Source organism: Pseudarthrobacter sp. TE3704, assembly GCF_056279405.1.
Window position 1 is genome coordinate 171,030 of sequence record NZ_JBWCCJ010000008.1, and the last position, 25,854, is coordinate 196,883.

The 25,854-nt window shown below is 66.7% G+C and carries 26 protein-coding genes and 1 tRNA gene; 13 read left to right on the forward strand and 14 right to left on the reverse strand.

The annotated features are described in order from the left end of the window. Positions 1-111: 111 nt before the first annotated feature. The 3 genes from ACZ9BC_RS19650 to ACZ9BC_RS19660 all read right to left on the reverse strand — a co-directional run bounded on the left by ACZ9BC_RS19650 (position 112) and on the right by ACZ9BC_RS19660 (position 2,339). Positions 112-747, reverse strand: a complete 636-nt coding sequence (locus ACZ9BC_RS19650) for a hypothetical protein (protein ID WP_476247394.1) — start codon at positions 745-747, stop codon at positions 112-114. Between the two features lie 117 nt (positions 748-864). Further along, positions 865-1,953: an NAD(P)H-dependent flavin oxidoreductase gene (locus ACZ9BC_RS19655; protein WP_476247395.1), complete on the reverse strand. Its 1,089-nt coding sequence runs from the start codon at positions 1,951-1,953 to the stop codon at positions 865-867. Between the two features lie 176 nt (positions 1,954-2,129). Continuing rightward, positions 2,130-2,339, reverse strand: coding sequence for a hypothetical protein (locus ACZ9BC_RS19660; protein WP_476247461.1), 210 nt, complete (start codon positions 2,337-2,339; stop codon positions 2,130-2,132). Positions 2,340-2,549: 210 nt separating this feature from the next. On the opposite strand from ACZ9BC_RS19660, the gene ACZ9BC_RS19665 reads away from it, so the two are divergent. Then, positions 2,550-2,897 carry a hypothetical protein gene (locus tag ACZ9BC_RS19665; protein ID WP_476247396.1) on the forward strand — a complete coding sequence of 116 codons (348 nt, stop codon included), beginning with the start codon at positions 2,550-2,552 and terminating at the stop codon, positions 2,895-2,897. A 104-nt stretch (positions 2,898-3,001) separates the two neighbouring features. Here ACZ9BC_RS19665 and ACZ9BC_RS19670 read toward each other — a convergent pair whose 3' ends face one another. The 8 genes from ACZ9BC_RS19670 to ACZ9BC_RS19705 all read right to left on the reverse strand — a co-directional run bounded on the left by ACZ9BC_RS19670 (position 3,002) and on the right by ACZ9BC_RS19705 (position 12,768). Beyond that, positions 3,002-4,741: a thiamine pyrophosphate-dependent enzyme gene (locus tag ACZ9BC_RS19670; RefSeq protein ID WP_476247397.1), complete on the reverse strand. Its 1,740-nt coding sequence runs from the start codon at positions 4,739-4,741 to the stop codon at positions 3,002-3,004. A 45-nt stretch (positions 4,742-4,786) separates the two neighbouring features. Continuing rightward, on the reverse strand, positions 4,787-6,301 hold the full coding sequence (locus ACZ9BC_RS19675; protein ID WP_476247398.1) for an amino acid permease: 1,515 nt from the start codon (positions 6,299-6,301) through the stop codon (positions 4,787-4,789). Positions 6,302-6,374: 73 nt separating this feature from the next. Continuing rightward, on the reverse strand, positions 6,375-7,346 hold the full coding sequence (locus ACZ9BC_RS19680) for a glutaminase (protein ID WP_476247399.1): 972 nt from the start codon (positions 7,344-7,346) through the stop codon (positions 6,375-6,377). Beyond that, a complete protein-coding gene (locus ACZ9BC_RS19685) occupies positions 7,343-8,941 on the reverse strand; it encodes a PucR family transcriptional regulator (protein ID WP_476247400.1) in 1,599 nt (532 codons plus the stop codon). Before ACZ9BC_RS19685 ends, ACZ9BC_RS19680 begins: the two co-directional genes overlap by 4 nt. Positions 8,942-9,133: 192 nt before the next feature. Further along, a complete protein-coding gene (locus tag ACZ9BC_RS19690) occupies positions 9,134-9,892 on the reverse strand; it encodes a maleylpyruvate isomerase family mycothiol-dependent enzyme (RefSeq protein WP_476247401.1) in 759 nt (252 codons plus the stop codon). Then, entirely contained in the window at positions 9,892-10,716 is an 825-nt protein-coding gene (locus ACZ9BC_RS19695; protein WP_476247402.1) for a fumarylacetoacetate hydrolase family protein, read from the reverse strand. Before ACZ9BC_RS19695 ends, ACZ9BC_RS19690 begins: the two co-directional genes overlap by 1 nt. After that, positions 10,716-11,846 (reverse strand): cupin domain-containing protein, encoded by a 1,131-nt coding sequence (locus ACZ9BC_RS19700; protein ID WP_476247403.1) that lies wholly within the window; start codon positions 11,844-11,846, stop codon positions 10,716-10,718. The genes ACZ9BC_RS19695 and ACZ9BC_RS19700 overlap by 1 nt, the downstream gene beginning before the upstream one ends. A gap of 115 nt (positions 11,847-11,961) precedes the next feature. Then, positions 11,962-12,768, reverse strand: a complete 807-nt coding sequence (locus ACZ9BC_RS19705; protein ID WP_476247404.1) for an IclR family transcriptional regulator — start codon at positions 12,766-12,768, stop codon at positions 11,962-11,964. A 180-nt stretch (positions 12,769-12,948) separates the two neighbouring features. Here ACZ9BC_RS19705 and ACZ9BC_RS19710 point away from each other — a divergent pair, with 180 nt between their 5' ends. The 4 genes from ACZ9BC_RS19710 to ACZ9BC_RS19725 all read left to right on the forward strand — a co-directional run bounded on the left by ACZ9BC_RS19710 (position 12,949) and on the right by ACZ9BC_RS19725 (position 17,574). After that, a complete protein-coding gene (locus ACZ9BC_RS19710) occupies positions 12,949-14,172 on the forward strand; it encodes an MFS transporter (RefSeq protein ID WP_476247405.1) in 1,224 nt (407 codons plus the stop codon). After that, positions 14,169-15,428: an FAD-dependent oxidoreductase gene (locus ACZ9BC_RS19715; protein ID WP_476247406.1), complete on the forward strand. Its 1,260-nt coding sequence runs from the start codon at positions 14,169-14,171 to the stop codon at positions 15,426-15,428. Before ACZ9BC_RS19710 ends, ACZ9BC_RS19715 begins: the two co-directional genes overlap by 4 nt. Before the next feature lie 123 nt (positions 15,429-15,551). Further along, entirely contained in the window at positions 15,552-16,025 is a 474-nt protein-coding gene (locus ACZ9BC_RS19720) for a MarR family winged helix-turn-helix transcriptional regulator (RefSeq protein WP_476247407.1), read from the forward strand. 85 nt (positions 16,026-16,110) lie between these two features. Beyond that, entirely contained in the window at positions 16,111-17,574 is a 1,464-nt protein-coding gene (locus ACZ9BC_RS19725) for an MFS transporter (protein ID WP_476247408.1), read from the forward strand. A gap of 162 nt (positions 17,575-17,736) precedes the next feature. On the opposite strand, the gene ACZ9BC_RS19730 is transcribed toward ACZ9BC_RS19725, so the two are convergent. Both ACZ9BC_RS19730 and ACZ9BC_RS19735 read right to left on the reverse strand, forming a co-directional pair. Beyond that, positions 17,737-18,318 carry a dihydrofolate reductase family protein gene (locus tag ACZ9BC_RS19730; protein ID WP_476247409.1) on the reverse strand — a complete coding sequence of 194 codons (582 nt, stop codon included), beginning with the start codon at positions 18,316-18,318 and terminating at the stop codon, positions 17,737-17,739. A 119-nt stretch (positions 18,319-18,437) separates the two neighbouring features. Continuing rightward, positions 18,438-18,527: transfer RNA gene (locus ACZ9BC_RS19735), tRNA-Ser, on the reverse strand. A gap of 108 nt (positions 18,528-18,635) precedes the next feature. Between ACZ9BC_RS19735 and ACZ9BC_RS19740 the strand changes: the two genes are divergently transcribed. The 5 genes from ACZ9BC_RS19740 (at position 18,636) to ACZ9BC_RS19760 (ending at position 23,278) form a co-directional block, all read left to right on the forward strand. After that, complete coding sequence (locus ACZ9BC_RS19740; protein WP_476247410.1) at positions 18,636-20,069, forward strand: HNH endonuclease signature motif containing protein; 1,434 nt, start codon at positions 18,636-18,638, stop codon at positions 20,067-20,069. Positions 20,070-20,238: 169 nt separating this feature from the next. Then, a complete protein-coding gene (locus ACZ9BC_RS19745; RefSeq protein ID WP_476247411.1) occupies positions 20,239-21,270 on the forward strand; it encodes a zinc-dependent alcohol dehydrogenase in 1,032 nt (343 codons plus the stop codon). Positions 21,271-21,347: 77 nt separating this feature from the next. Continuing rightward, positions 21,348-21,743 (forward strand): 6-pyruvoyl trahydropterin synthase family protein, encoded by a 396-nt coding sequence (locus tag ACZ9BC_RS19750; RefSeq protein ID WP_476247412.1) that lies wholly within the window; start codon positions 21,348-21,350, stop codon positions 21,741-21,743. Between the two features lie 3 nt (positions 21,744-21,746). After that, positions 21,747-22,853, forward strand: coding sequence for a glycosyltransferase family 4 protein (locus tag ACZ9BC_RS19755; protein ID WP_476247413.1), 1,107 nt, complete (start codon positions 21,747-21,749; stop codon positions 22,851-22,853). A gap of 62 nt (positions 22,854-22,915) precedes the next feature. Then, on the forward strand, positions 22,916-23,278 hold the full coding sequence (locus tag ACZ9BC_RS19760) for a DUF3846 domain-containing protein (protein ID WP_476247414.1): 363 nt from the start codon (positions 22,916-22,918) through the stop codon (positions 23,276-23,278). A 41-nt stretch (positions 23,279-23,319) separates the two neighbouring features. On the opposite strand, the gene ACZ9BC_RS19765 is transcribed toward ACZ9BC_RS19760, so the two are convergent. After that, positions 23,320-23,823 (reverse strand): nucleoside deaminase, encoded by a 504-nt coding sequence (locus tag ACZ9BC_RS19765; RefSeq protein WP_476247415.1) that lies wholly within the window; start codon positions 23,821-23,823, stop codon positions 23,320-23,322. A gap of 62 nt (positions 23,824-23,885) precedes the next feature. Here ACZ9BC_RS19765 and ACZ9BC_RS19770 point away from each other — a divergent pair, with 62 nt between their 5' ends. From ACZ9BC_RS19770 to ACZ9BC_RS19780, 3 genes are all read left to right on the forward strand, one after another. Next, positions 23,886-24,689 carry a phosphatase PAP2 family protein gene (locus ACZ9BC_RS19770; protein ID WP_476247416.1) on the forward strand — a complete coding sequence of 268 codons (804 nt, stop codon included), beginning with the start codon at positions 23,886-23,888 and terminating at the stop codon, positions 24,687-24,689. 12 nt (positions 24,690-24,701) lie between these two features. Continuing rightward, entirely contained in the window at positions 24,702-25,337 is a 636-nt protein-coding gene (gene upp, locus ACZ9BC_RS19775; protein WP_079598319.1) for a uracil phosphoribosyltransferase, read from the forward strand. Between the two features lie 140 nt (positions 25,338-25,477). After that, positions 25,478-25,846 (forward strand): glyoxalase superfamily protein, encoded by a 369-nt coding sequence (locus ACZ9BC_RS19780; protein ID WP_476247417.1) that lies wholly within the window; start codon positions 25,478-25,480, stop codon positions 25,844-25,846. Positions 25,847-25,854: the final 8 nt, after the last annotated feature.

Consider the following 25,854-nt stretch of genomic DNA (forward strand, 5'->3'; position numbering starts at 1 on the left):
ATCTGGGTACGGCGAAGGGGGTGGGTGTTCATGGGGTTGCCTTTCGGATGCATGCCCGGAACCGGGCGTGCAGGAAGTGGGGGCCGCGGCCGGCAGGTATCCGGGTGCGGTTCAGGACGGGAGAACGACGGCGGAAGGCGGGCCGCGCCGGTTGTCCTGCCGGAGATTGCGCCAGGGACGCCGGGGCACGGCGTCGGGCGGAAAAGTTTCGGCAACGGGGCTATCAGCGCTGGGCGTTACGGCCTGGGGGAGGGCGGCCAGCGGGCGAAGCCAGGCGGCGAGGGCCCAGAGGGCCGCCTCACCCCTGGCGAGCAGGAGCGCGCAGCCGAGTGTTGCCATTGCGTGGGCCGCCAGCATTAGCGGCGCCGAGCGGGGGTCTGCAGGGCTCAGGTGCGCGGCCAGGGCAGCCAGTTCCGCTGAGGCTGCGTGGCTCCCGCCGTGCTGGTGGCCGTCCATTCGGAACCCCGGTGCTGCCGCCAAACCCGGGCGGCCGAACGCAGTGAACAGCTCGTGCAGCACAAGCTGGCCGGCGCCGAGGAGAGCTGCCATCGCGGGGAAGGCGAGCCGCAGCCGTGTGGCTGCGGTGCTGACGAGGACGGTCAGTGCCAGAACTGCCAGCAGGATCCCGGGGGCGGGCAGCTGAGCGCCGCCGGCAAGGTGCGCCCCCGCCGCAAGGGTGAGGATGCCGGTTGCCAGCGCGGAGGAACGGAAGACGTGGAAGGGAGTCCGCGGGCGATGCGTTGGCACGGCTAATCCTCTCCGGGCAGATGCGGAACTGCCGGGGGCAGAACTGCGGTCCAGGCCATGTTTTCGGTCCACCAGATACTATCGGGGATTCGCCGTACAAACCTGCCGGGATGGGGTCTAAGTGGATAACTGGCCGGGGACGCCGGCCAGCAGTTCGGCCAGGACGTCCGCGGCGGTGTCATGCCGGATCAGGCGTGCGGACTGGCCAGCCCAGAGGGACATCAGCTCGGTTTTTCCCTGCGCAGCGGCCTCGGGCCGGAAGCGGCCTGTGAGCCAGTTTTGGACCGGGAACGGTGCGACGGATGGGGAGTCGGCCAGTTCTGTGACGACGCGGTTGGGGATGCCGCGGGCCAGCCTGCCGCTCATTGCACGGGTGAGTACAGTGCGGCCGGCATCGGGGCTGCGGAGTACTGCGCGGTAAGCGGGGACGGCGGCCGATTCGCGCGTTGCCAGGAACGCCGTGCCCACCTGCACGGCGTCGGCGCCGAGGGCCCGGGCAGCGGCAAATCCGCGCCGGTCGGCGATTCCGCCGGCCGCAATGACCGGAATTGCCACGGCATCCACCACCTGGGGGATGAGGGCGAAGGTTCCCACCAGCGATTCTTCGGCCGGCTTCAGGAAGGAAACGCGATGGCCTCCGGACTCCATCCCGCTGGCCACGACGGCGTCCACTCCGCCTTCCTCAAGGGCAACTGCCTCATCAACGGTGGTGGCGGTGCCGAGGATCTTGATGCCGCGCCGGTGTGCTTTTTCCACAACCTCGGGAGCGGGGACACCGAACACAAAACTGACGACGGCGGGCCGGGCTTCCAGCGTGGCCTCCACCTGTTCGTCGTAGTCGGCAAGGTACCGGGCCGGCATCTGCGGCAGCGGAATGCCGAGCTCCTCGAAGTAAGGTTTGAGGCCATCGACGTAGCGGTCGAAGTCAGCCTGCGGCACGGACGTGGCCTCACTGCCGGTGGGCACCCATAAATTGAGTGCGAAGGGTTTGGCCGTGGCAGCGCGAAGGTCCGCCGCGGTCCGGTGGATCGCCTCGCCGTCGTAACCGTACAGGCCGTAGGAACCCAGCCCGCCGCCGTCGCTCACTGCCGCGGTGAGCTGGACGGAGGAAGCGCCGCCGAAGGGGCCCAGGACCACCGGAAGGTCGATCCCCAGGAGATCCGTGAACCGGTTGGTGCCGAAGGCGGGGGTGCTGTGCGGGGCCATGGGGTCTCCTGGCGGTTGGCTGCTGGGCTGGTGCCAGTCTGGCAGGACCGGCCGCGGCACCCAAGTCAGCCAGGACCCGCGTCACTCGGCATCCACATCAGCCAGTGCCCCGCGACCAGTGCCTCAGTCCGTCTCCGGGCCCCGGCAGTAGTGGCAGTCCTCCGGGCAGCTCTGCGTCACGCCGGTGCCGCCGTCAGGTGGTAGCCGTCGGCGATGTGAAACAACCGGCGTCCTCCGCCAAGGGCGACAACCCACACCACGTCGCCGTCTTCCGTGCGGGCATCCACCAGTCCGGCGAAGACGGGGGCATCATTCCGTCGAAGTTCGACGTTGTCGCCAATTTCGACATCGTCCCAGCGCGCAGGGCTTGTGACGCGGTTCGCCATTGAAGTCACGGTTTTTTCCTTCGGTTTACGGCAGCGGCCTTACCACCGCTTCCTGCCATCAAACAGGTGCCGGGCCCGCGGCTTCAATGGAGGACTGACCACGGCCTCCGCTGCCTGTTTGTGCAGCCCTCCAGCAGGCACCCAAGCCAGCCAAAAGGAGCGGGGCGCTAGACTGCCTGCGTAAGTGCCAGGCGATTGAAGGAGAAGTTCATGGACTACACCGGAAGCCAGTCAGAGAAGGCCGTTCCCGCAGGTGAGCTGGACCGTTCCCATATTGGCCACACCGTCAGCTTTCAGCCGAACGAGTTCACCGTTGTCTTCGGCAGGATCGCCGGGATCGCCCGGACCGAGGCAATGGTCTACCTGTCCCTGGACGGGGTGGCGGGCGGCACGCACCTGAAGGATGAGTACGATCTTCCCCTCACACATGACGTCTACCTGCAGGTGGACGTCATGACCAACGCCGAATCCACCATCAAGGACCTGTTTGGCAAGGTCCAGGAAAACCTCCGCGGGGCAGGCCACAAGGGCGGCGACGACAGGTCAGACCGGCTTTAGCCGGCGGCCGGCAGGGAAAGCGGACGACGCCGGGACCTCCTCGCGCTGTCCGCTTTCCCTGTGGCACGCGTTCAGCGTGCGGTTCTTCAGTACGCCTTGAGTGGCTAGTACGCCTTGACCCGCTGCGCCACCACCAGGTGGATCAGCGCGAACACGCCGTCCCCGTCGATGGCTGCCAGCGCCGCGTCCAGTGCTGCCGCAACATCCTTGTCCTCGGTAACCGTGATGCCAAAACCGCCGAAGGCCCGGGCCATGAGGCCAAAGTCGGGGTTCTTCAGCTGGGTGCCGGACACCCGTTCCGGGTAGTGCCGCTCCTGGTGGGTGCGGATGGTGCCGTATTCCTGGTTGTCCATAACAATCACCAGCGGAGTGGCGCCGTACTGCGCCGCCGTGGCCAGCTCCTGCCCGTTCATCAGGAACTCGCCGTCCCCGGCGATGGTGACCACCCGCCGTCGTGGTTCAGCCAGGGATGCCGCGATGGCCGACGGGACGGAGTAGCCCATGGAGCCGTTGCGGGCGCTGATCATGGACGCGTAGCGGCGGGTGGGAAAGTACCGGTGGGCCCAGTTGGTGTGCTCGCCCGCCCCGAACGTCACCATCGCATCCTTGGGCAGCCGCGGCACCAGGTTCGCCATCAGCGTGTCCATCCGTGCCTGGCCCGGTGCAGGCGCCGCTGGGGGAAGCGCGGCGAACTGCTCCTGCTCGGCGCGCATTCGGCCGGTCCAGGCCTTCCACTCCTCCTTCACAGGGAGGCTGATGTCCGCCAGTTCACGCACAAACGCTTCCGGCTTGGCCAGGATCTGCCGCGACACCGGACCGGACCGGCCACGAAGGGACGGGTCGACGGTGACCAGGAAGTTTTTCTTGTTCCAGTCCTGCCGGCAGACAAAACCGTCCGTAATAACGTCGCCCGGCACCGTGCCCACGAATACCAGCAGGTCCGTTTCCTCCAGCAGGTCATAGGTGGGGCGCGGGCGGCCATAGCCAATCGGGCCCACATAGGAGGGGGAATCGAATGACACGGTTCCCTGGGTGCGCCATTCTGCCGCTGCCGGGATGTGGTGCCGCTCCAGCCAGCCGGTGAGCTCGTCGGCTGCTTCCTGGCTCCAGTCGTTGCCCCCCGTGACGAAGAGCGGTTTTTTCGATTCCGTCAGCGCAGCTTCCAAGGCCGCGGCGTCCGTCCTGCTCATGCCGCCTGCGGCAACCGGGATGGCGGGGTGCAGGGCCGGGTTGATCTGTTGCCGGATGATGTCCTCCGGCAGGCCCACCACCACCGGTCCCGGCCGGCCGCTCATGGCTGCGAACATTGCTTCGGCCACGATTTCGGATGCCCGCTCGGCATGGTCCAGGACCATCACGCGCTTGGCACCGGTATCGAACCAGGCCTTGATGTCGAACTCCTGGAATGCTTCGCGGTCGCGGTGTGCGAAGGGGATGAGGCCTACAAAGAGCAGCATGGGCGTTGAGTCCTGCCACGCCGTGTGCAGACCTACATGGGCGTTCGCCGCGCCCGGCCCGCGGGTCACCATGGCGACGCCGGGGCGTTGCTGCATCTTGCCGTCGGCCTCGGCCATGTAGGCGGCGCCGCCCTCGTGCCGGCACACGACGGTCTCGATGTCCGAATGGTGCAGGCCGTCCAGGACGTCCAGGAAGCTTTCGCCCGGAACCACGTACGTGCGCTCCACGCCGTGGGCCGCGAGCGAATCGACGATGACGTGGCCGGCGGATTTGAGTGGTGCGTTGGGGACGTTGGGCCGCGCCTGCAGCGCGCCGTCCTCGTGGAGGACGACGGCGGAGGGCGGGGTGGGGGAGGTGGTCACGGTGGACTGGGACTCAGGTGTCATGGTCTTTCTTTTGTTGAGGGCGGGCTGGAGACGAATGTGGCGAATTCAAGAGATGGGCGTGCGGTTGGCGATGACGGGTGCGGTGCCGGTGTAGCCTTCGCGGGTTTCGGCGATGTCGCGGATGCGTTTGCGGCAGGCGTACCAGCCGAAGACCATCAGGATCGAGGCGATGGCGGTGACGAGCATGGTCAGGGGCGATTCGATGAAGACCATGACCAGCACGCCTACCAGGAAGAGGACGGAGAGGTAGCCGGTGTAGGGGGCGCCGAACATGCGGAAGGAGGGGCGTTTGAGCCAGCCCTTGTTTGACCAGCGGTGGAGTTGGATCTGGCACAGGACGATGGTGGCCCAGGTCATGATGATGCCCACGGAGGCGACGTTGAGGACGATTTCGAAGGCGTCGGCGGGAACGAGGTAGTTCAGCGGGACGCCCAGGAGGGAGACGCCTGCGGTGATGGCGATGCCGCCGTAGGGGACGCCTGCTTTGTTCATCCGGGACGCGAACTTGGGGGCGGAGCCGTTGACGGACATGGAGCGCAGGATCCGGCCGGTGGAGTAGAGCCCGGCGTTCAGGGAGGACAGGGCGGCGGTGAGAACCACGAGGTTCATGATGACGTCCACGCCCTGGATGCCGATGGAGCCGAAGAAGGTCACGAAGGGGCTGACGCCTTTTTCGTAGGAGGTGTACGGGAGCAGCAGGGCCAGGAGGATGACGGAGCCGACGTAGAACACGGCGATGCGGAAGACCACGGAATTGATGGCCTTGGGCATGATTTTTTCGGGGTTTTCGGTTTCGCCGGCGGCGGTGCCGACCAGTTCGATGGAGGCGTAGGCGAACAGGACGCCCTGCATGAGGATGATCATGGGCAGCAGGCCGTTGGGGAAGATCCCGCCGTTATCGGAGATGAGGCTGAAGCCGACCTGTTGGCCGTCCACGGGGGTACCGAAGATGACGAAGTAGGTGCCCACGATGAGGAAGATGACCAGGGCGGCGACCTTGATCAGGGCGAACCAGAATTCCATTTCGCCAAAGACCTTGACCGAGACCAGGTTCAGGGCCAGGACCACGACCAGGGCGATCAGGGCCCAGGCCCATTGCGGGACCGCTGCCATCCAGGGGATGTAGTTGCCGAAGAAGTTCATGTACAGGGCCGCGGCGGTGATGTCCACGATGGTGGTGGTGGCCCAGTTGATCCAGTAGAACCAGCCGGAGACGAACGCGGCTTTTTCGCCGAAGAATTCCCGGGCGTAGGAGACGAACGAGCCGGAGGAGGGGCGGTGGAGGACGAGTTCGCCCAGGGCCCGGAGGATCAGGAACGCGAAGAACCCGCAGACCGCGTACGCGATGACCAGCGACGGGCCCGCGGCGTTCAGCCGCCCGCCGGCGCCCAGGAACAGGCCGGTACCGATCGCACCGCCGATTGCGATCATCTGGATCTGCCGGGGTTTGAGGTTCTTGTGGTAACCCTTGTCCTCGGCATGCAATGCCGACTCGGAAGCATGGGCGTGGCCGCCGTCAAGCTGGGAAATCTCAACCTCGTCATTGGGGTTGTTGGGCATGGGTGATCCTTTCGATACGGAGAAGATCCTGCTGGTTGGGGAAAGAAGCTGTGGGGAGTGCAGCGGGGGAAACCTAGAAAACGGACCAGCCGGTGCGGTCCGAAAGATCAGCCAGGGCCGCGGTGCCGGCCAGGGAATTGCCCTTGGCGTCCAGGCGCGGGCTCCAGACGCAGATGGCGCACTGGCCCGGGACGATGACCAGGACGCCGCCGCCCACGCCGCTTTTGCCGGGCAGGCCCACACGGTAGGCGAACTCGCCCGCGGCGTCATACATGCCGCAGGTGAGCATGATGGACCCGATCCGTTTCGCCTCGCTCCTGGACAGGACGGTTCCTTGCGTGCCCTGGCCGTTGTTGGCAAGGAACAGTCCGGCCCTGGCCAGTTCAACGCAGGTCATCATGATGGAGCACTGCCGGACATAGTTGTGAACCACGGCTTCGGCCGGGCGCCGAAGGTTGCCGAAGTCCTTCAGGAAGTGGGCCAGGGCGAGGTTGCGGCTGCTGCGGGCCAATTCGCTGGCCGCGGCGGCCTCGTCGATAAAGGGCCCCGCTGCCCCGGAACCTGCCCCCGGTCTGCTCCCCGCCTGGCCGTTTCCCGCCTGTTCGGTGACGAACCGCAGAAGCTGCGCGGCGGCGTCGGACGTTTCTTCCATCAGGTGGTCGGTTACCACCAGCGCGCCCGCGTTGATGAAGGGATTGCGCGGGATGCCGTGCTCAACCTCCAGCTGCACCAGGGAGTTGAAGGATGTTCCGGACGGTTCGCGCAGGACCCGGGACCAGAGGCTTCCCGGGCTGCTCCCCTGGAGCGCCATGGCCAGCGTAAAAACCTTGGAGATGCTCTGGATGGAGAAGGGGACGTGCGCGTCGCCGGAGCTGAAGACTTCGCCGCCGGTGGTGGCAACGGCTATCCCGAAGCTGTCGAAAGGCACGTTCGCCAGGAACGGGATGTTGGTGGGGACAGTGCCGGACTCCTGCCGGGGGCGGTGGCTGCGGACGATGTCATCGAGCAGCGGGCCAAGCGGCGGGGCCTCGAGAAGTGTGGTCATTTCCTGCCTGATCGATCGTTGTGCGCAGCAGCCCATTCCTGGAGGTGGAGCATGGCCACCAGCGCGTCGCGCGGGTTGCCGAAGTCAAGGCCCGTGGAGCGGGCGGCCTTGCTGACGCGGTAATAGACGGTGTTTTTGTGAAGGGCCAGGCGCCGTGCACACTCGGCAACGTCGAACGACGCGTCAAAGTACACCCGCAGGGTTTCGGCGAGTTCGGCGTCCCCCTGGAGCAGCGCCGCCAGGCTGCGGTGGCGGAAGGGCGAGGAGGTGAAGTTCGTGACGGCTTCGCGGAACAGGATTTCGCCTTCGAAGTCGTCCACGGTTGCCACGGCGGCGTCCGGTGACGTGGCAACGCAAGCCAGCAGGGCCTCGGTGATCCGGGTGGCCGAGTGGATGGTCAGCAGGTTCGGCACCACCGGGCTGATGGCCGCGAAGGGACTGATGCCCAGATGCTTGCGGGCGTCCCGGACAATGGCCTCGGCAAGCGTGCGCAGCCCCGGTTCCACGGCAGCCGACTGCAGGCCCGGGACAATGACGGCGGTGTCCCCGTTGAACTGCCCGACGACGGCGGACGCCTTGTAGGCAGCGGCATGGATGGAGGCGAGGTTGGCCAGTTCGCCGTGCTTGAGTGCGGCGTCGTCGGCCTGGGATTGGGCGTCGGACATGCCGATGAGGATCAGCGCGGCCGGGTGCTCCGCCGGGATCTTTTCGCTGTGGGCGCTGGCTGCCGCCTCTGCCGGACCGGACAGGATCCGGACGATCCGGTCTTCGCGCATGTGCACCGACTGCTGGTTGCGGTAGCGGATCAGCTCGGCCGAAACGCGGGCGGCGGACCCGGTGAGGACATAGTCGACGTCCGGCCCGAAGCCGTCCCCGGTTTCCTGCAGCCAGATGTAGCCCATGATCCGCTCGCCGGCGAAGAGCGTGATGGCAACCCGTTCCCGCAGCCCGTCCTGCGGCCGGGCCGGAACACGGACCGGCAGCCGGGTGCGGTGGAGTTCGCGGTAGGCGCCAAGGTCCTTGAGCAGCAGCTCGTATTTCCGGGGCCCGCGCCGGGCCAGGATGGAGGCTTTCCGCAGCTCGTCGATGTCGTTTGAGACGGTGGAGTAGGCCAGGACCTTGTTGGCGGCATCCTCGATGACCACGTGGCTTGAGGTCAGCCGGGCCGTGGTCTGGGCGATGGCAAAAAGGTCCTCTTCCAGCAGCGTGAGGACTTCGCTCTGGTAGCTGGGCGGCTGGATGCGGTCCTTGGCGATGGACAGCAGCCGGTCCCAGTCGGCCCCCGGATCCACCAGGAGCAGCCCGGTACCGGCGGTCTGGAGCAGTTCTTCGGCTTCGGCGAGGTCTTCGCGGCTGCCTTTGACGGCAACCACCGGCGGCGGGTTCCGCAGGAGCCTGCGGAGCGCGGGCAGCGCGGAACGACCCCGCACGCCGATCAGGAGGACAAAGGCCCCGCCGGCGTCGGCGGCTTCATCGTCGGCGTCCAGGATGAGGAACCGTTCGATGGCAGCGCCGGCCGGGCCGGGCCGCAGGATGAGGCTGGCGAAACCCAGGGGGAGATCCGAGAGGATGTCGTCCACCGTAACCGCGGCCATGGGGTTCCCTTTGCGCTCGATCCGGCCGGACGGCTCTGTCCGGTCACCTCATGGTATCCAGCGCGGAGGGCCTTAGGTATGGAACCCGGTCCAACTCGGGCGGCCGTTCTTTGGTCGGCGTTCCGAGGAACCGGGTTCCGTACCTGGGGTTGAAAAAGCGCATGTCAGAGCATGCAGGTCAGTGCACGCAGCTCATATCCAAGCAGGTGCCGCGGGCACCGGTGTGACCGGTCCGCCGTTGTGCCAAGCGGAGGTCCCGGCTGTGCCACGGCCGGTGGCCCACTGTGCGATGGCGGAGAGGGTGCCGGAGACCACCAGGGGCGAGGCGGATGCGGCATCGCCGAACACCATAGCGGTGGGCTGCCCGGTGACCTCCACCCTCAGGCCTTGGTCCGTGCCGCGGGTGGCCCAGGCTCCGGTGACGTCCTTGAGGATCCGTGCCAGGACGGGGTCCGGGATCTCGGCGAAGGAGGCGCCGTTGTCCAGGTCGACGGCGTGGAGCCAGACTTCGCGGGTGCGCATCCAGACGGTTTCCTCGGCAGGAACAACCCTTCCCTGGGCTGTTTTGACCTTGTGGTGCCAGGCGTCGGCGGGCAGGTCGCGCCATTCAACGTTCAGGTGGATGGCGGAGTGGTCGAAGAGGTTCCGCAGCGCGATGGGGCTGAGTGTGGAGCCAAAATCGATCTCGTGGTTCCGGGCCTCCGGGGAGGCATACATTTGAGTCTCCACCCCGGTGGCCGCCCACTCAGTCAGCCTGGCGATGGCCCGCGCGTTGTAGCCCACATGTGCCACGACGCGCCGGCGGGTCCAGCCCGGCAGCAGCGATGCGCCGTCGAGGTCCGCGTCGGAAAGCTCGTTGAGCTTGCGGGCGAAGAACGCGGTGCCCCGGTGCGCCTGGAGCAGTGCGTCCAGGAGCGCCGGGTCCTTCGTCTGGTCGTGGCGTGCTGCCATCAGGCTTCCTTGACCACGCGGTTGGTCAGCTGGCCCAGGCCCTCGATGGTGGTGACCAGGACCTGCCCTTCCTGCAGGTAGCGCTTGGGGTCCTGGGCGTGGCCAACGCCGCCGGGGGTGCCGGTGGCGATGACGTCGCCGGGGTTCAGCGTGATGATGGTGGAGATGTAGGACACCAGGAATTCGGGGGTGAACACCAGGTCCGAGGTGGGGGTGGACTGCTGGAAGTCGCCGTCCACGGCGGAGGTCATGAGCGGGCCTGGGGTGAATTCGTCCTTGGTGACCAGGGCGGGGCCGAACGGGGCGGACTTCTCCCAGGTTTTGCCCTGCAGCCACTGGATGGTGCGGAACTGGTAGTCACGCATGCTGATGTCGTTCAGGACGGCGTAGCCGGCGATGTGGTCCGCGGCGTCGGCTTCGCTGATCCGGCGGCCCTGCTTGCCGATGACGACGGCGAGTTCGGCTTCCCAGTCCACGGTGTCTGATTCCTGCGGCAGGGCGAGGTCGTCGTTGGGCCCGATCAGGGATTCGGCGTACTTGGCGAACAGGGTGGGGTATTCGGGGACTTCGCGGCCCATTTCCTTGATGTGGTTGCGGTAGTTGTGGCCCACGCAGATGATCTTCCCGGGGGAGGGCACGACGGCGGCGAGGTCGGCGCCGTCGAGGGCGTGCCTTGCGCCGCTGGCGGCCTTCGCCGTGCTTTCCCAGGCGGGGTCCTGCAGCAGGGCGCCGACGTCGCCGAACCCGGAAATTTCGGTGAGGGTGTCGCCGTCCTGGCGGACCGCCGTCGTGCCTTCGGAAGTGCGGAGGGTGAGGAGTCTCATTACTTGGTGCGTCCTTCGATGTAGGTGCGGTTGAAGTTCAGGCGTTCAAAGATGGGGGCGTCGCTGAAGCGGAAGAGGTCGAATTCGGTGCCGGCCTGCAGGGACCATTCCTGCCAGGAGGGGACGACGAACAGGTCGCCCTTGGCCAGGTTTTTCGGTTCGCCGTTGAGCACCACGGTGCCGGTGCCTTCGAAGACCTGCCAGACGCTGGACCCCACCTCGCGGAGGGGTTCGGTGGCGGCACCGGCGCGCAGGCGGTGGAACTCGGCGCGGATGGTGGGCATCACGTCCCCGCCGGTGGTCGGGTTGGTGAAGCGGACGGCGGCGTGGCCCTGGGACACGGTGGCGGGGTGGCCCTCGTCCTCCAGCAGGAGCTGTTCACGGAGCGCGGCGTCCGTGTGCTCCCACCGGTAGGCGGCGATGGGGGAGTTGGTGGTGTCATCCAGGCCGGAGAGCGGGCGCAGGCCGGGGTGGGCCCAGAGGCGTTCGGAGCGGGAGATGTCCGGGGTGGCTTCGTCGGTGACCCGCTCGGTGCCGAACTCGAAGAACCCGGCGTCCGTGTAGTGCACGAAGGGGATGTCCAGGCCGTCGATCCAAGCCATGGGCTGGTCCGTGTCGTTGTGGTGGCCGTGGAAGTTCCAGCCCGGCGTCAGCAGGAAGTCCCCGCGGCGCATGGCCACAGGGTCCCCGTTCACCACGGTCCACACGCCTTCGCCCTCGACGACGAACCGGAAGGCGTTCTGCGAGTGGCGGTGCTCGGGGGCGGTCTCGTGGGCGCCCAGGTATTGGATGGCGGCCCACAGCGTGGGGGTTGCGTAGGGGGTGTTGCCCAGGCCCGGGTTGGCCAGGGCAATGGCCCGGCGTTCCCCGCCGCGGCCCACCGGAACCAGGTCGCCGGCGCGGGCTGCAAGCGGATACAGGTCGCTCCACCGCCACACATGCGGCACCGCCTTGGGCGACGGGACCATGGGCATCAGGTCCGCGATCTCGGTCCACAACGGGATCAGGTTTTCCCGGTCAAAGTCACGGTAGAGCTGCTCAAGCTGGGCAGTCTCTTCGGGAGTGGGATCCGGAAGGGACATCCCCTGGGCTACGGACTCGTGCGTGTGGTTTTCAGCGCTGATGGACACGATGGCCTTCTCCTTGCATGCGGACTGATTGCGGCGTGCATTCGACACTAAGGAGAGTGGAGTGTGATCCCCATCTAATTCTGGTGTACAGAATTATTGGGGGAGCGGGATTGGCCTAGGTGCGGGCGGCGGGGTCCACCGGATTGGCCGCGATGTCGATTTCCAGCTGCCTCCGGGTTTCCATCATCACCGCAACGAGGCCGGCATCGAACAGGCGGCGGAACCTGGCCACCGGGGTTGCGACGCTGATGGCGCCCACTACGTTGCCCCGGCCGTTATGGAGGGCCACACCGAATGCGCTGATCCCTTCCTCGGTGCCTTCGAAGTTCGCCGCGAACCCGTTGCTGCGGATGGTTTCCAGTTCGCGCAGGAAGCCGGGATATTCGTCATCCGGAATGTTGTCGCCGCCGATCTCCGCATTGGGGCTGCGGAACAGCTGTTCGAGCATTGCCGGATCCAGTTCGGCCAGCATCGCCTTCCCGCCCGAGGCCTTGTTGGCCGGCATAACTGTTCCCTGGCGGTCGCCCACCCGCAGCGCGTTGGTGCCTTCCACGGTGTCCAGGAAACGCACTTTCGTTCCCACCCTGATCATCAGGTTCACGGTTTCGCTGGTCCGAGAGCTGAGCAGCTCCATGTGCGGCCGCGCCAGTTCACGCAAAGGCCGGGTCCAGTTGACGCCCGCCGGACCTGCACCCATCGCAGGACCGGGAACGTAACGCCGCGTTTCGTCCTGCACCGCAAACCCCCGGTACACCAGCATGGCCAGCAGCCGGTGGGCGGTGGACGGCGCCACTCCCAGTTCTTCGGCGGCGTCCTTGAGTCGAAGGCTGCCGACGTCGCGCAGGAGCTGGAGGAGCTGCAGGGCGTTGTCCACGGCCTCGATGGGGTACGTGGGCATCCGGCGGGCCGGAAGATTCTGCATGCCAGAATCTTATAGGCGGTGCAGGGGAGCGGCCAGCACAGTAGTGGGATGAATCACACACCTTCCGCTGCAGTGCCGCAGCGCCCATCTGCGGGCACCATACCCGCCGGCACGGGTCCCGGGACTGCAGGCTCCGGGAATCCAGAGTCAGGACCAGCCGCGTTTCCCAGGCGTTCTGTCATGGCCGTCCTGGTCTGCTGGCTGTTGGTCGTTTTCGACGGCTACGACCTCATCGTCTACGGGACAGTGCAGGGATCCCTGATCAACGACACCGACTGGGGCCTGACCAAAGCCACGGCAGGGACCGTCGGGTCCATGGCCTTTATCGGCATGATGATCGGTGCAATCTTCGCCGGCCGGATGTCCGACAGCTGGGGCCGACGGCGGACCATCCTCGGGTGCGCCGTGGTTTTCTCCGTGTTCACCATCCTGTGCGCCTTCGCCCCGAACGCTCCGGTGTTCGGCGGCCTGCGGCTGCTCGCCGGAATAGGGCTGGGCGGCCTGGTGCCTTCCGCCAACGCGCTGGTGGCTGAGCTGGTGCCGGTCAAGTGGCGGTCCACCATCGCCACCCTCATGATGTCCGGTGTTCCCATCGGCGGGTCCATCGCGGCCCTGGTGGGCATCCCGCTCATCCCGGCCTTCGGCTGGCCCATCATGTTCCTGGTGGCCGTCCTCGCGCTGGTAGTGGTCATTCCACTGGGCCTGCGCTACCTGCCGGAGACACTGCCGCCCGGTGCAACTGGCGTAACCGGGGAAACCGGAACCGCCGGGAATGGCGCCGGCAAGGAGCCCGTGGGCTTTGGATCCCTGCTCCGCGCACCGTTCATCGGCATGAGCGTGCTGTATGCCATCGCGACGCTCGTGACGCTGTTCGCCTGGTACGGGCTGGGGACCTGGTTGCCCAACCTCATGCAGCTTGCGGGCTACAACCTGGGCTCCGCCCTGACGTTCGCGCTGGCGCTGAACCTCGGAGCGGTGGCCGGTTCGGTGATCACCGCCTGGGCGGGCACCCGCTTCGGACCCATACCCACGGCCATCGCGGCGGCCGCCGTCGCCGCCGCCGGACTGCTGGTCCTGGTCACGGGGCCGCCGGTCGCCGTCGTCTATCTCATGCTGGTGCTCGCCGGGGTGGGGACGCACGGCACCCAATGCCTCATCATCGCCGCGGTGGCCAGCCACTATCCGGCGCACCTGCGGGGCACGGCACTTGGCTGGGCACTCGGCGTCGGCCGGATCGGCGCCGTGGCCGCCCCGCAGGTGGGCGGGCTGCTGCTCGCAGCGGGCCTGGGCGTCAACTCGAACTTCCTGGCATTTGCCGGGGCAGCCGCCGCAGCAGCCGTACTGCTCGGAATCATCGGCACCAAAATCGCATCGACCACTAAAGCAGTAGGAGTTTCACAATGACCAACATCAAAGCGTCCACCGATGTCCTGGTAGTGGGCGGCGGCATGGCCGGGCTTGCCGGGGCGCTCGCACTGAAGGAGAACGGCGCCGACGTCACCCTGGTGGAGGTGGCTCCCGCCTTCGGCGAAGTGGGCGCCGGACTCCAGATGGCACCCAACGCCTCCCGGGTGCTCAAGCGCTGGGGCCTGCTGGAAAAGGCCTTGGAGATCGGTGTGCAGCCCAAGCACCTGGTGTTCCGCGACGCCGTCACCGGCGAGGAACTGACCCGCCAGACCCTCGGCGGCGAATTCGAGGAGCGTTACGGCGCCCCCTACGTGGTGATCCACCGCAGCGACCTGCACCGGATCCTGCTCGAGGCCTGCCAGGCAGCCGGCGTCACCCTGGTCAACGACGTCCTGGTCCAGAAAGTGGAGACGGACGGCGGCAAGGCCCGGGCCTACACCGCCGCCGGCACCGTGTACGAGGCCGACGCCGTCCTGGCAGCAGACGGCCTGAAGTCCACCCTCCGTGGCACCGTGGCCAGTGACGGTCCCGTCTCATCGGCCTACGTTGCCTACCGCGGAACCGTGCCCATCACGCCCGAGACGCCCGCCGCGGACCTCGAGGACGTCATTGTCTACCTGGGGCCGAACTGCCATCTTGTCCAGTACCCGCTGCGCAAGGGCGAGCTGCTGAACACCGTGGCGGTCTTCAAGTCCGCCTCCTTTGAACGGGGTGAAGAACAGTACGGGGGCGTTGACGAGCTTGAGGCCGCCTACGCGGGCTGCGTGCCCGCCGTGCAGGAAGCCCTGAAGAACCTGGCCACCGGCATCCGCTGGCCGATGTATGACCGGGATCCGATCGAAAACTGGGTTGCCGGCCGGATGGCACTCATCGGGGACGCGGCGCACCCGATGCTCCAGTACCTGGCGCAGGGTGCGTGCCAGGCGCTCGAGGATGCAGCCGTCCTGCAGGACGCCACCCGTGGCAGCGTCTTCACCGCCGACGGCATTGACGCAAGTGCGTGGGAGACTGCCTTCCGCGACTTCAACGAGGCCCGGGCCGCCAGGACTGCCCGGGTCCAGCGGACTGCGCGGATCTGGGGCGAGTCCTGGCACGTGGACGGTGTGGCCCGGGTGCTGCGGAACATGCTGTTCAAGAGCCGGGGCGACAACAACTTCCAGTACAACGACTGGCTGTACGGCCGCGGCGAGCCGGGGGTTCCGGCCGAGGTTCCCGGCCAGGCGCCGGCCCACGCGGTCCTGGCAAAGGCCTAAGCAGCAGGCCCGGAAGGCCAGCGGCCGACGGCGGGTGCTTCCCGCCGTCGGCCGCTTTGCTGTGCGCGGGGGCTGGTAAGCCCTCCTGGAAAGGTTCGCGCCGGGCTCTCCTATGCTTGGAGGATGCGCCAGTCCACGCCCCCTCACGAAGAAGCAGCCCTGCCGGACCACCGGCCACTGGCGGTGGCGGTCCTCGACATCTCCTTTGAGGTACGGCGGAAATCCCACGAGGGAACCGGGGTGCTGCCCTTGTCCAGTGGGGTGCTTGACGTCATCCGCGTCATTGAACGGCACCCCGGAATCACGGTGGCGGACGTCGCCGCCCGCCTGGGCCGGCAGTTAAGCAACGTCAGCGCGCAACTGCGCGAACTGGTGGCACTCGGGCTGGTCACCCGGACGCGCGATGCCTCGGACAAGAGATACGTTGCCCTGCATCCCACGCCTGAAGCCGTCCGGATCAAGGCTCTCCTGGAGGGCGCCTGGGCCAATACCCTCGCCGCGGCCAGCAGCAGGCTGCTGCCCGAGGAGCGTGAGCAGCTCATGGCCGCAGCCCCCGTACTGGAGCGCCTGGCGTCCCTGCTGGCCGAGCCGGAGTAACCGGAATAACACCGGATCCGCTTACCGCTTCACCCGGCAACACTTATACTTATATAAGTATTTGCAAAAGAAGATGGAGACGTACGTGGCTACACAGTTGGCAGCGGCTGAGGTTCAGCCTCGGAGCAAAGAAAAAGGGAAGTGGTGGGCGCTGGTTTTCCTGGCGCTTGCCCAGTTCATGGTGGTCCTGGACGGCACCATCGTTAACCTGGCGTTGCCCCGCCTCCAGGTGGAAATGGGCATCAGCGATTCCACCCGATCGTGGGTGGTGACTGCATACGCACTCGCGCTGGGAGCGTTCCTGCTGCTGGGCGGTCGCATCGCGGACTTCTGGGGGCGGAAGCGCACCTTCATCCTGGCAGCGGCCGGGTTCGCCGCAGCGTCCCTCCTGGGCGGAATCGCCCAGCAGCCGTGGGAGCTGATCGGAGCGCGGGCCTTGCAAGGGCTGTTCGCGGCACTTTTGGCACCTGCGGCCTTGGCACTGTTGACCGTTTCCTTCCCGGGCGGGAAGGAGCGCGGCACCGCCTTTGCCATTTTCGGTTCCATCAGTGGTGTGGGGGCAGCCGTGGGCGTCCTGCTGGGCGGGTTCCTGACGGACTATGTCTCCTGGCGCTGGTGCTTCTTCATCAACGTCCCCATTGCGGTGGTTGCCCTGCTGGGTGTCGGGCGGCGGGGCAGCGAGAGCAGGGCAGGGGGCTCCACCAAATATGACTGGCCGGGCGTTGTCCTGGCCGCGCTTGGCCTGGGCTCCCTCGTGTTTGGCTTCACCAACGCCGAGCATGGCTGGGGTGCGCCGGAGGCGTGGGGCTTCATCCTGGCCGGTGTGGTGCTGATGGTGCTTTTCGTCGTCGTCGAAAAGAAGGTGCAGCACCCCCTGCTGCCCCTCCGCGTGGCAACGGAACGCAACCGGGCCGCGGCGTTCTGTGCCTCTTTCCTGGCCGGCGCTGTCCTCATCGGCGGCATCCTGTTCATCAACTACTACATCCAGATCGTGCTGGGGTTCGCCCCGTTCCTCGCCGGCATCGCATCGCTCCCCATGACGGTGGTGCTGATCGTCACCGCAGGCATCGTTGCGCGGAACCTTCCGGTGCTGGGAGCGAAAATCCCCTCTGCCGTGGGCCCGGTATTCATGGCGGCAGCCATGCTGTGGCTGACGCAGGTCACAGCTGACGGCAGCTACGCGGTCACCATGTTGCCCGCACTGATCCTCCTGGGTATCGGCCTGGGCATGGTCTTCGTTCCCATGCAGAACCTTGCGCTCTTTGGGGTGAACAAGGACGACGCGGGCGTGGCAAGTGCCCTTGTCAACGCGTCCCAGCAGATTGGCGGCTCCCTGGGGATTGCCCTTTTCAGCACCATCGCCGCGGCGGTAACGGCCGCGGCAGGGGGCACACAGCTGGCGGCCCTGTCGGCCGGCTACTCCGCTGTGTTCCTTTGGGCGGCAGGCCTGGCCATTTTGGCCGCACCGATCGCCCTGCTGCTGATCGACATCAGCCGGAAGACGTTCAGCGGCGCTGCTTCCTCCGCCGCGCCGGCGGTCCACCTTTAGGCAAACCCGCTCCGGCAACCCCTTGCCCAATCCAGTCGCAGCAAGTGTCGTTGTGCGCCCCCGAAACGACACTTGCTGCGGTCCGGTTGGGCCGTTCGTCGTAGATGGGCGGTGACTAAACCCTTCGATGCTCGTCTCTAGGCCAGCCGCTTCCTGGGTGAGCTATTCGTTCATCGCCCGCATTCCATATACCAGCTCGACCAAACCCTGGTCATACATTGTTGCGCTCTGAAGCTTCAGCACGTTCGGGTCCTGCCCGGACGGAAAAACACTCCGGCCCGCGCCGATCGCAATCGGCATCACCACGAGCCGCACCGAGTCCACGACGCCCGCGGCCAGGAAAATTTCTGCCAGGGTGAGGCTGCCCCAGACGACAATATCGCCGTCGGTCTCGCCCTTGATCCGCCTGATCGCTTCGATGGCGTCGCCGGATTCGACGGCGGCCTCCGCCATATCTCCCCATGGCGCCTTTGCCAGGTGGCGGGAGAAAACGACGCGCCGGAGTCCGTTCAGCGACGGGGCGATGATCTCGTCCTTGGAGGCCGGGGTGGGCCAGTACTCAGCGAACTCCCGGTAGGTGTTTGCCCCGAGGACCATCGTGTCCACTGTCTTTAGCCACTCCAGCTGGCTTCGGTCGAACTCAGCGGTGCCCCCGTCCAGATATTCATAGAAGGTGAACTTATTATTGGCGTCTGTGGCGAAACCGTCGGCGCTGACGAAGTCCTGAATGATCAGTTGCCCCATGGCCTGCTCCTCGCTCCCGTGACGTCGTGGACTTTACGCCGGGGCTTGGAACCCATCAACCCCTCCGGGACAAAGCAAAAGGCCCGTTTCCCTGGTGTCAGGGAAACGGACCTTCTCATTGGCGGTGACGGTGGGATTTGAACCCACGTTGGCTTTTACACCAAACAACATTTCGAGTGTTGCACCTTCGGCCGCTCGGACACGTCACCAACCTCAATAGGGTACCGGAGCGAGGCGCACATCCCCAAAACGGGCGGTCAGGCTGATGAGGCCCTGTGGCCGCTCGCATTGTCAGACCCTCGCGGGATGATGTTTTTATGGGAAGCGCAGCGGTGGTGAGGGCATTTGCGGATATCGATGGCGCTCTTGCTGTGCTGGCTGCTGAGGTGGCTGGGGCGGGTGTGGAGCCGTTTTCGGTGGCTGATCCGTTGCGTGGTTTGGCGGATGGGTGCCTGGACATCCTTGCCGGTGTTGCGGGGTGTGAGGCGCGGCTGGCGGGGTTGAAGGTCCAGGCTGTGGCGGCCTATGCGGAGAGCGACCGGGCGGTGACGCCTGCCGCTGTATCAGCGCAGGCGCAGGAGATGGCGGTGGCCGCCGAGGTTGCGGGTGTGTTGACCATTGGTGCGAGGGCTGCCGGTGTGCTGCTGGAGCAGTCGCAGGTGCTGGCGAATGTTTTGCCGTTGACCTTGGCGGGGTTGCAGGACGGAAGCTTGTCGTGGGCGCACGCGAAGGCGGTGGTTGAGGAAACGGCCACGCTGGATCGGGCCGGGGCCGCCGCGCTGGAGGCGCATTTCCTGGGCCCGGACGCACCGAACCCGGCCCGCGGGTGTGCGGCGCCGGGGGAGTTGGTGCCGCACCGGTTCCGGCACAAGGCCCGGACCTGGCGCGAACGCCACCATCCCGAATCCCTTGAAAAGCGCCATGCCCGGAGTGTTGCGGAGCGGCGGGTGGAGCACCGTCCGGACGTGGACGGGATGGCCTGGTTCCACGCCTACCTCCCGGCGGACACGGCGTCGGCGATGTGGAACCGGACCAGGGCGCTGGCCCGGGGATTGCAGGGCCCGGACGAGTCCCGGACCCTGACCCAGCTCTGCGCCGACATCTTCGCCGCCGCCGTCCTCAGCAACGGACAGGACGGGCATAACGGGCAGAACGTGCAGGATTCCGGCGGTACGGCGGCCGATGTCCGCACTCCGCACGCGGAGGTCCTGGTTACGGTGCCCGTGTTCTCGCTCATGGGTCTGACGGATGAACCGGCCATGCTCGATGGCCACGGCCCGATCCCTGCGTCGATGGCGCGGAAGCTGGTGGCGGACGGGGCTGGCTCGTTTTACCGGGTGCTGGTGGATCCGCGGGACGGGGCGCCGCTGGAGATCGGCCGCACCAGCTACCGGGTTACGAAGGCCATCCGGCGGTGGCTGCGCTTGCGGGACGGGAAGTGCCCTTTCACGCGCTGTAGCAACAACTCGCTGGACAATGAAGCAGACCACATTCTCGCCTGGCACGAGGGTGGGACCACCGGGATCAGTAACCTGGGTCAGCCCTGCCGCAAACACCACCGCCTCAGGCACACCAGCGGCTGGACACCCACCCCGGCCACCAAAAACGAACCACCCAGCTGGATCTCACCAACAGGCCGCCGCTACAAAAGCGAACACCAGGACTGGGAACCACCACACTTGCCTCGAGGGTGCCTGCCCGGGGAGAGGAGCCTTTTCGAGGAGGCGATACTGGAACGACTCTCTGTCTAGCGGCCAGCTCTGCCTAGCGGCCGGCTCTGCCTAGCGGCCGGCTCTGCCTAACGGTTCTGCCGCGGGCGGGCGTTCCCTGGGCTGCACCGGACACAACTTCTGAGAAGAGGCACGCCGTTGGTGTCAGACTTTCCCCGCACCCATCCGTCCAGCTAGATTCATCAGCACAATGACTAACGCGCAGAATCCCGTCCACGCCATCGCCTACTGGACCACCGAACGTGAACACGGCGAGCTCCGGTCCGAGGAACTGCCGGCCCCCGGCCCCGGCGAGGCCCTCGTCCGCGCCCTCTATTCCGGCATCAGCAAGGGCACCGAAATGGTGGTCCACCACGGTGCTGTCCCGCCACGGGTCGCCAAGGAAATGCGGGCTCCGCACCAGGAGGGGCAGTTCCCCGGGCCGGTGAAATTCGGATACCTGTCGGTAGGAGTGGTTGAGGACGGGCCGGAGGGCTGGAAGGGCCAGCGCGTGTTCTGCCTGAACCCGCACCAGGACCGCTACATCGTCCCGGTTGCCGACCTGACAAGAATTCCCGACGGCGTCCCCGCCCGGCGCGCCGTCCTCACGGGAACGGTGGAAACCGCAATCAACGCGCTCTGGGAAGCCGGACCTCGGCTGGGGGACCGGGTTGCAGTGGTAGGGGCAGGCCTGGTGGGCGGCATGGTGGCCACGCTCCTGCGCACCTTCCCCCTGGACCGCCTGCAGCTCGTGGACCTGGACCCCGGCAGGAAACAGCTGGCGGATGCGTTGGACGTTGATTTCGCCCACCCCGATGAGGCCCTGGCCGACTGCGACATCGTGTTCCACTGCTCCGCCTCACAGGAGGGCCTGGAACGCAGCCTGCAGCTGGCGGGCGACGAAGGGGACGTGATCGAGATGTCCTGGTACGCCAACCGCGAGGTCACCCTGCCGCTGGGGGAGGACTTCCACGCGCGGCGCCTCTCCATCAGGGCAAGCCAGGTAGGGGTGGTGGCTCGCGCCCGCCGCCACCGCCGGACCAACGCAGACCGCCTGGACCTGGCCGTCTCCCTGCTGGCCGATCCGGTGTTTGACGCCTTCCTCACCGGCTCGTCCCCGTTCGACGAGTTGCCGGAGGTAGTGCAGGGCCTGGCCCACGGAACCCTGGAGGCGCTCTGCCACGTCATCGAGTACCCGCAGGACAGCAGCCAGGGCGGCCAGGACACCAGCCAGGACGCCTGAAACAGCAGGGCGCCTGAAACAGCCAGGACACCGCAAAGCCCACCCCGCCCATCGACCCCCAAGCCACGAGGTAATCCATGTTCAGCCTGACCGTCCGCCGCCACTTCATGATCGCCCACAGCCTGCCCCGGGAGGCCTTCGGGCCGGCCCAGGCCCTGCACGGCGCAACCTTCGTCGCGGAAGTGGCGTTCCGCCGTCGTGCCCTCAATGATGACGCCATCGTCCTGGACATCGGCGCCGCCGGCACGGTCATCGAGGAGGTGCTGGCAGGGCTGAACTACCGCAACCTGGACGCACATCCTGACTTTGCCGGCAAGCTCAGCACCACTGAGGCGCTCGCCCAGTACATCGCCCAGTCGGTCGCCGAAAAGATCAAGGATCACGACGACGGCCGCCACCTTGAAGGAATCGACGTCACCCTCCGCGAGAACCCGGACGCGTGGGCCACCTTCTCGCTGGACCTTTCCGCCTGATCCATGCGACCCATCCGCCTGCTGGTCCCCGGCAACATCCACCATCATTCCGGCGGGAACGCCTACAACGCCCGGATGGTGGAAGGGCTGAAGGGATTGGGAGCCGACGTCGAGGTGCTGGCGGTGGAAGGATCCTGGCCCGAGGCCTCGGCGAAGGATCGACGCCGGCTGGGGACGCTTCTCGGGGCGTGGGAACCGGAGGCGGGACGGGGGCCGGCGGTGGTCATCGTGGACGGGTTGGTGGCTGTGGGTGCCCCGGACGAGATGGAGTTTGCAGCCAAGGCAGGGCACGAGACCTGGGTGCTGCTCCACATGACAGTGCCCGATGGCCCCGGCGGGCCAGCATGGAAGCGGGAGGGGCGCGCTCTTCGCGCCGCTTCCGGCCTCATCAGCACCAGCAGCAGCACGGCGGCCACGTTGACGCAGCGGCACGGGCTTCACGGCATCAGGGTTGCACTGCCCGGTGTGGATCCCGCACCTGTTGCTTCCGGTTCCCGGCCACCCCACATGATTGCCGTGGCGGCCCTCCTGCCCAACAAGGACCAGCTGCTGACGATTGATGCGTTATCCCGGATCCAGGACCTTGAGTGGACGGCGGGGCTGGTTGGATCCGACCAGGCCGACCCCGCGTATGCGGGGCAGGTGCGGGCCTCGATCGCCGCCAACGGACTGGAGGAGCGGGTGCGGCTGACCGGCGAGCTGGTGGGCGAAGAATTGGACCGGGAGTGGGATGCTGCCAACCTGAGCCTCCTGCCGTCCCGGGCTGAGGCGTTCGGAATGGTGGTTACAGAGTCTCTTGCCCGGGGCCTTCCGGTGGTAGTGCGCCAGGGGACGGGAGCGGTGGAAGCGTTGGGGCTTGCCGGGCTGACAGCTGACGACGGCGGCCCCCGGCTTCCCGGAGTGGCAGTGCCCCTTGTGCCGGGCGACCGGGAGGGGCCGGCCAGGCTGGCTGGGGTGCTGCGCGGCTGGCTTGGGGACCCGGACATCCGTGGGGCATGGCGGCGTGCCGCCATGGAAGCCCGGACCCTCCTGCCGGACTGGAACCGGACCGCGGAGATCGTCCTGGAGGCCCTGGCCACACCCGGCCCAAAAGGTGCGTCCGCCCCTTAGCCGCCCCGCTCGATTGGGGAACACAACGTAGCTTTCTGGTGTTAAACCTGGTGGAGACAAACATGGTGGACACCACGAAGTACAGAGCACTGATCATCCCGGACGACGACGCCGAGGCTGTCCGCGTTGAGCGCCTGGAATACAACCCGGAGGTCCTTGAGGGCCTGGTGTGCGGGGTTCTGGAGGACGTCATCCGCGGCGACTGGTGCGTCTATCTGAACGCCGAAGGCCACTATGCAAACCATCCCGTCAATGCCCGGGCCGCGCGATTGATGCAGGAGTGCGGCGTGGATGACGTGGTGGTGCCGCGCGGCACCGCAGTCTTCCTGGGCCGGGGCAGGAACTGGGGCTCTGCCGCAGACGTCCCGGAACACCTCATCCGCCGTGCGGAACAACTCTTTGGCGGATCCGGCATGGCCGCCTGACCTTCACCGGCGTCTGTCCTTCACCGGCCGTCTGACAGATCCTAAAGCCGGCTCCGGTGCCCGGCGAAGAAATCGCGCAGCAGCACCGCACACTCCGCTTCCCGTACGCCTGGATACACCTCCACCCAATGGTTAAGGCGGCGCTCGCGCAGGACGTCGAACACAGAGCCCGCCGCTCCCGCCTTCTCATCCCACGCCCCGAAAACCACCCGGGGAATCCGGGCCAGGACAATGGCGCCGGCACACATGGCGCACGGTTCGAGGGTGACCACCAGCGTGCAGTCGGACAACCGCCAGCCGTCCGCCTGGCCGCCGTCGAGCAGCGCGCGCTCCCGCAACCGCTCCGCAGCCCGGCGGATGGCAACCACCTCGGCATGGGCGGTGGGGTCTCCAAGCTCCTCCCGCTGGTTCCGTCCGGAACCCAGTACGGCGCCGTCGGGCCCCAACACCACGGCACCGATCGGCACATCCTCGGTAGCAAGGGCACGGCGGGCTTCCGCGAGGGCAAGCCCCATCCACGTGTCGTGTTTTTCAGCGGAGACCATGGCTCAATGATAGTTTCGAAGGATACCCAGAGCCCGTGACGAACATCCGCCGGGAGGCACACATGAGCACCGTCCGAGACCGCATGGACCAGTGGATCAAGCCGTATGCCGCCCTGTGGCTGACGCTGATCATAGGCGGAGCCCTGGTGGTCAGCCTTGCCGCGCTGGGCACGGAGGTGTATTCCGACGTTGTGGACGAGGAAGGGCTGGCGGGCCTTGATATTCCCGCCCTCGAATACTTCCAGACGCTGCGGAACCCCGAAACGGACGCCTTTGTCACCGGCTTCACGAATGTGGGCGGCGGAATCGGCATGCCCATCCTGGCAAGCATCCTGACGGCATGGCTGACCTTCCTAAGCAGGACGTGGCGGCCCATCATCCTGGTCGGAGGTGCGGCTCTGGTGTCCACCACGGCCACCACGGTGGGCAAGCGGCTCGTGGGCAGGACCCGCCCGGACCACACGGAAGCGGTACCGCCCTACGAGAACTCGCCGTCCTTCCCCAGCGGCCATACCCTGAACACCACCGTGGTGATCGGCGTGCTGCTCTACATCATGTGCCTGCAGTTCCAGATGCTCTGGGCGCGGATCACCGCCATCACGGCGGGGGTCATCTTCATCATCGCCATGGGCCTGAGCAGGGTGTTCCTGGGCCACCACTGGCTGACGGACGTTATGGCCGGCTGGCTGCTGGGCCTCGCCTGGGTGGGAATGGTGATTCTGGCCCACCGGCTGTTCCACCTGATCCGGCGGCGGGAGCACGCAGGCCCGGCACCCACCTTCGAGCACCCCGTGGTGCGCGATGTCGTGGCGGATGCCATGCACCATGACGGCCACGGCGGACGCGGCAAGGATAACGCCGGATGATAGTTTTGACGCATGCGCACTCTCGTTGTGGACCACCCGCTGGTCGCCCATAAGCTCACCGTTCTCCGGGACAAAAACACTCCGTCCCCGGTTTTCCGGCAGCTGACGGAGGAACTGGTGACGCTCCTGGCGTACGAGGCCACCCGCGAGGTCCGCACGGAACCGGTAACCATCGAGACGCCCGTCAGCACCACCGTGGGCACGGCGTTCACCAAGCCCACCCCGCTGGTGGTTCCCATCCTCCGCGCAGGCCTGGGCATGCTCGAGGGCATGACCAAGCTGGTGCCCACCGCCGAGGTGGGATTCCTGGGAATGGCCCGGGACGAGGAAACCCTGGACATCATCACCTATGCAGAGCGGCTCCCGGAGAACCTCACGGACCGCCAGATCTTCGTGCTGGACCCCATGCTGGCCACCGGGGGAACGCTGCGCGAGGCCATCAAGTTCCTGTTCAAGCGCGGCGCGTCGGACGTAACCTGCATCTGCCTGCTGGCGGCGCCCGAGGGCCTGGCCAAGCTGGAAGAGGAACTGTCCGGCGCCAACGTCACTATCGTCCTGGCCTCCATCGACGAGAAGCTGAACGAGAAGTCCTACATCGTTCCCGGGCTTGGGGACGCGGGCGACCGCCTGTACGGCATCGCAGGCTAGCGCCGCCTTTGAGACTCCTGACAAGGGCTCCGGACGAGGGCTCCGGTAAAGGGTCCGGTGTAGGGCTCCGGTAAAGGCTTCCGGGAAGCCGGCAAGGGCGAAGCCTTCCGCATTCCCGGGCCCGGTCGTAGCCTGTGCCCATGGACTGGAAACTTGAACTTGTATATGTCCCTGTGTCCGATGTGGACCGCGCCAAGGATTTTTACGTCAACAAGGTGGGGTTCAACGCCGATTTCGACGAGCGGCCCACGGACTCCATCCGCTTTGTCCAGCTGACGCCGCCCGGCTCCGCCTGTTCGATCTGCATCGGCGACGGGCTCACCGACGCCGCTCCCGGAACGGGCTCCAACCTGCAGCTGGTGGTCAGCGACATCGAGGCCGCGCACCGCCACCTGAAGGACAACGGCGTTGATGTCACCGACGTCGATGTGCAGGACTGGGGCCACTTTGTCTACTTCGCAGACCCCGACGGCAACAGGTGGGCGGTGCAGTACATCCCAGGCCGGTAGGGCACGAT

Excerpts from the sequence above, each read along its gene's own strand:
- ACZ9BC_RS19655 (WP_476247395.1), bottom strand. The coding sequence starts at position 1,953 with ATGGCCCCGCACAGCACCCCCGCCTTCGGCACCAACCGGTTCACGGAT.
- ACZ9BC_RS19660 (WP_476247461.1), bottom strand. The coding sequence starts at position 2,339 with ATGGCGAACCGCGTCACAAGCCCTGCGCGCTGGGACGATGTCGAAATT.
- ACZ9BC_RS19665 (WP_476247396.1), top strand. The coding sequence starts at position 2,550 with ATGGACTACACCGGAAGCCAGTCAGAGAAGGCCGTTCCCGCAGGTGAG.
- ACZ9BC_RS19670 (WP_476247397.1), bottom strand. The coding sequence starts at position 4,741 with ATGACACCTGAGTCCCAGTCCACCGTGACCACCTCCCCCACCCCGCCC.
- ACZ9BC_RS19675 (WP_476247398.1), bottom strand. The coding sequence starts at position 6,301 with ATGCCCAACAACCCCAATGACGAGGTTGAGATTTCCCAGCTTGACGGC.
- ACZ9BC_RS19680 (WP_476247399.1), bottom strand. The coding sequence starts at position 7,346 with ATGACCACACTTCTCGAGGCCCCGCCGCTTGGCCCGCTGCTCGATGAC.
- ACZ9BC_RS19685 (WP_476247400.1), bottom strand. The coding sequence starts at position 8,941 with ATGGCCGCGGTTACGGTGGACGACATCCTCTCGGATCTCCCCCTGGGT.
- ACZ9BC_RS19690 (WP_476247401.1), bottom strand. The coding sequence starts at position 9,892 with ATGGCAGCACGCCACGACCAGACGAAGGACCCGGCGCTCCTGGACGCA.
- ACZ9BC_RS19695 (WP_476247402.1), bottom strand. The coding sequence starts at position 10,716 with ATGAGACTCCTCACCCTCCGCACTTCCGAAGGCACGACGGCGGTCCGC.
- ACZ9BC_RS19705 (WP_476247404.1), bottom strand. The coding sequence starts at position 12,768 with ATGCAGAATCTTCCGGCCCGCCGGATGCCCACGTACCCCATCGAGGCC.
- ACZ9BC_RS19710 (WP_476247405.1), top strand. The coding sequence starts at position 12,949 with ATGGCCGTCCTGGTCTGCTGGCTGTTGGTCGTTTTCGACGGCTACGAC.
- ACZ9BC_RS19715 (WP_476247406.1), top strand. The coding sequence starts at position 14,169 with ATGACCAACATCAAAGCGTCCACCGATGTCCTGGTAGTGGGCGGCGGC.
- ACZ9BC_RS19720 (WP_476247407.1), top strand. The coding sequence starts at position 15,552 with ATGCGCCAGTCCACGCCCCCTCACGAAGAAGCAGCCCTGCCGGACCAC.
- ACZ9BC_RS19730 (WP_476247409.1), bottom strand. The coding sequence starts at position 18,318 with ATGGGGCAACTGATCATTCAGGACTTCGTCAGCGCCGACGGTTTCGCC.
- ACZ9BC_RS19740 (WP_476247410.1), top strand. The coding sequence starts at position 18,636 with ATGGGAAGCGCAGCGGTGGTGAGGGCATTTGCGGATATCGATGGCGCT.
- ACZ9BC_RS19745 (WP_476247411.1), top strand. The coding sequence starts at position 20,239 with ATGACTAACGCGCAGAATCCCGTCCACGCCATCGCCTACTGGACCACC.
- ACZ9BC_RS19750 (WP_476247412.1), top strand. The coding sequence starts at position 21,348 with ATGTTCAGCCTGACCGTCCGCCGCCACTTCATGATCGCCCACAGCCTG.
- ACZ9BC_RS19755 (WP_476247413.1), top strand. The coding sequence starts at position 21,747 with ATGCGACCCATCCGCCTGCTGGTCCCCGGCAACATCCACCATCATTCC.
- ACZ9BC_RS19760 (WP_476247414.1), top strand. The coding sequence starts at position 22,916 with ATGGTGGACACCACGAAGTACAGAGCACTGATCATCCCGGACGACGAC.
- ACZ9BC_RS19765 (WP_476247415.1), bottom strand. The coding sequence starts at position 23,823 with ATGGTCTCCGCTGAAAAACACGACACGTGGATGGGGCTTGCCCTCGCG.
- ACZ9BC_RS19770 (WP_476247416.1), top strand. The coding sequence starts at position 23,886 with ATGAGCACCGTCCGAGACCGCATGGACCAGTGGATCAAGCCGTATGCC.
- upp (WP_079598319.1), top strand. The coding sequence starts at position 24,702 with ATGCGCACTCTCGTTGTGGACCACCCGCTGGTCGCCCATAAGCTCACC.
- ACZ9BC_RS19780 (WP_476247417.1), top strand. The coding sequence starts at position 25,478 with ATGGACTGGAAACTTGAACTTGTATATGTCCCTGTGTCCGATGTGGAC.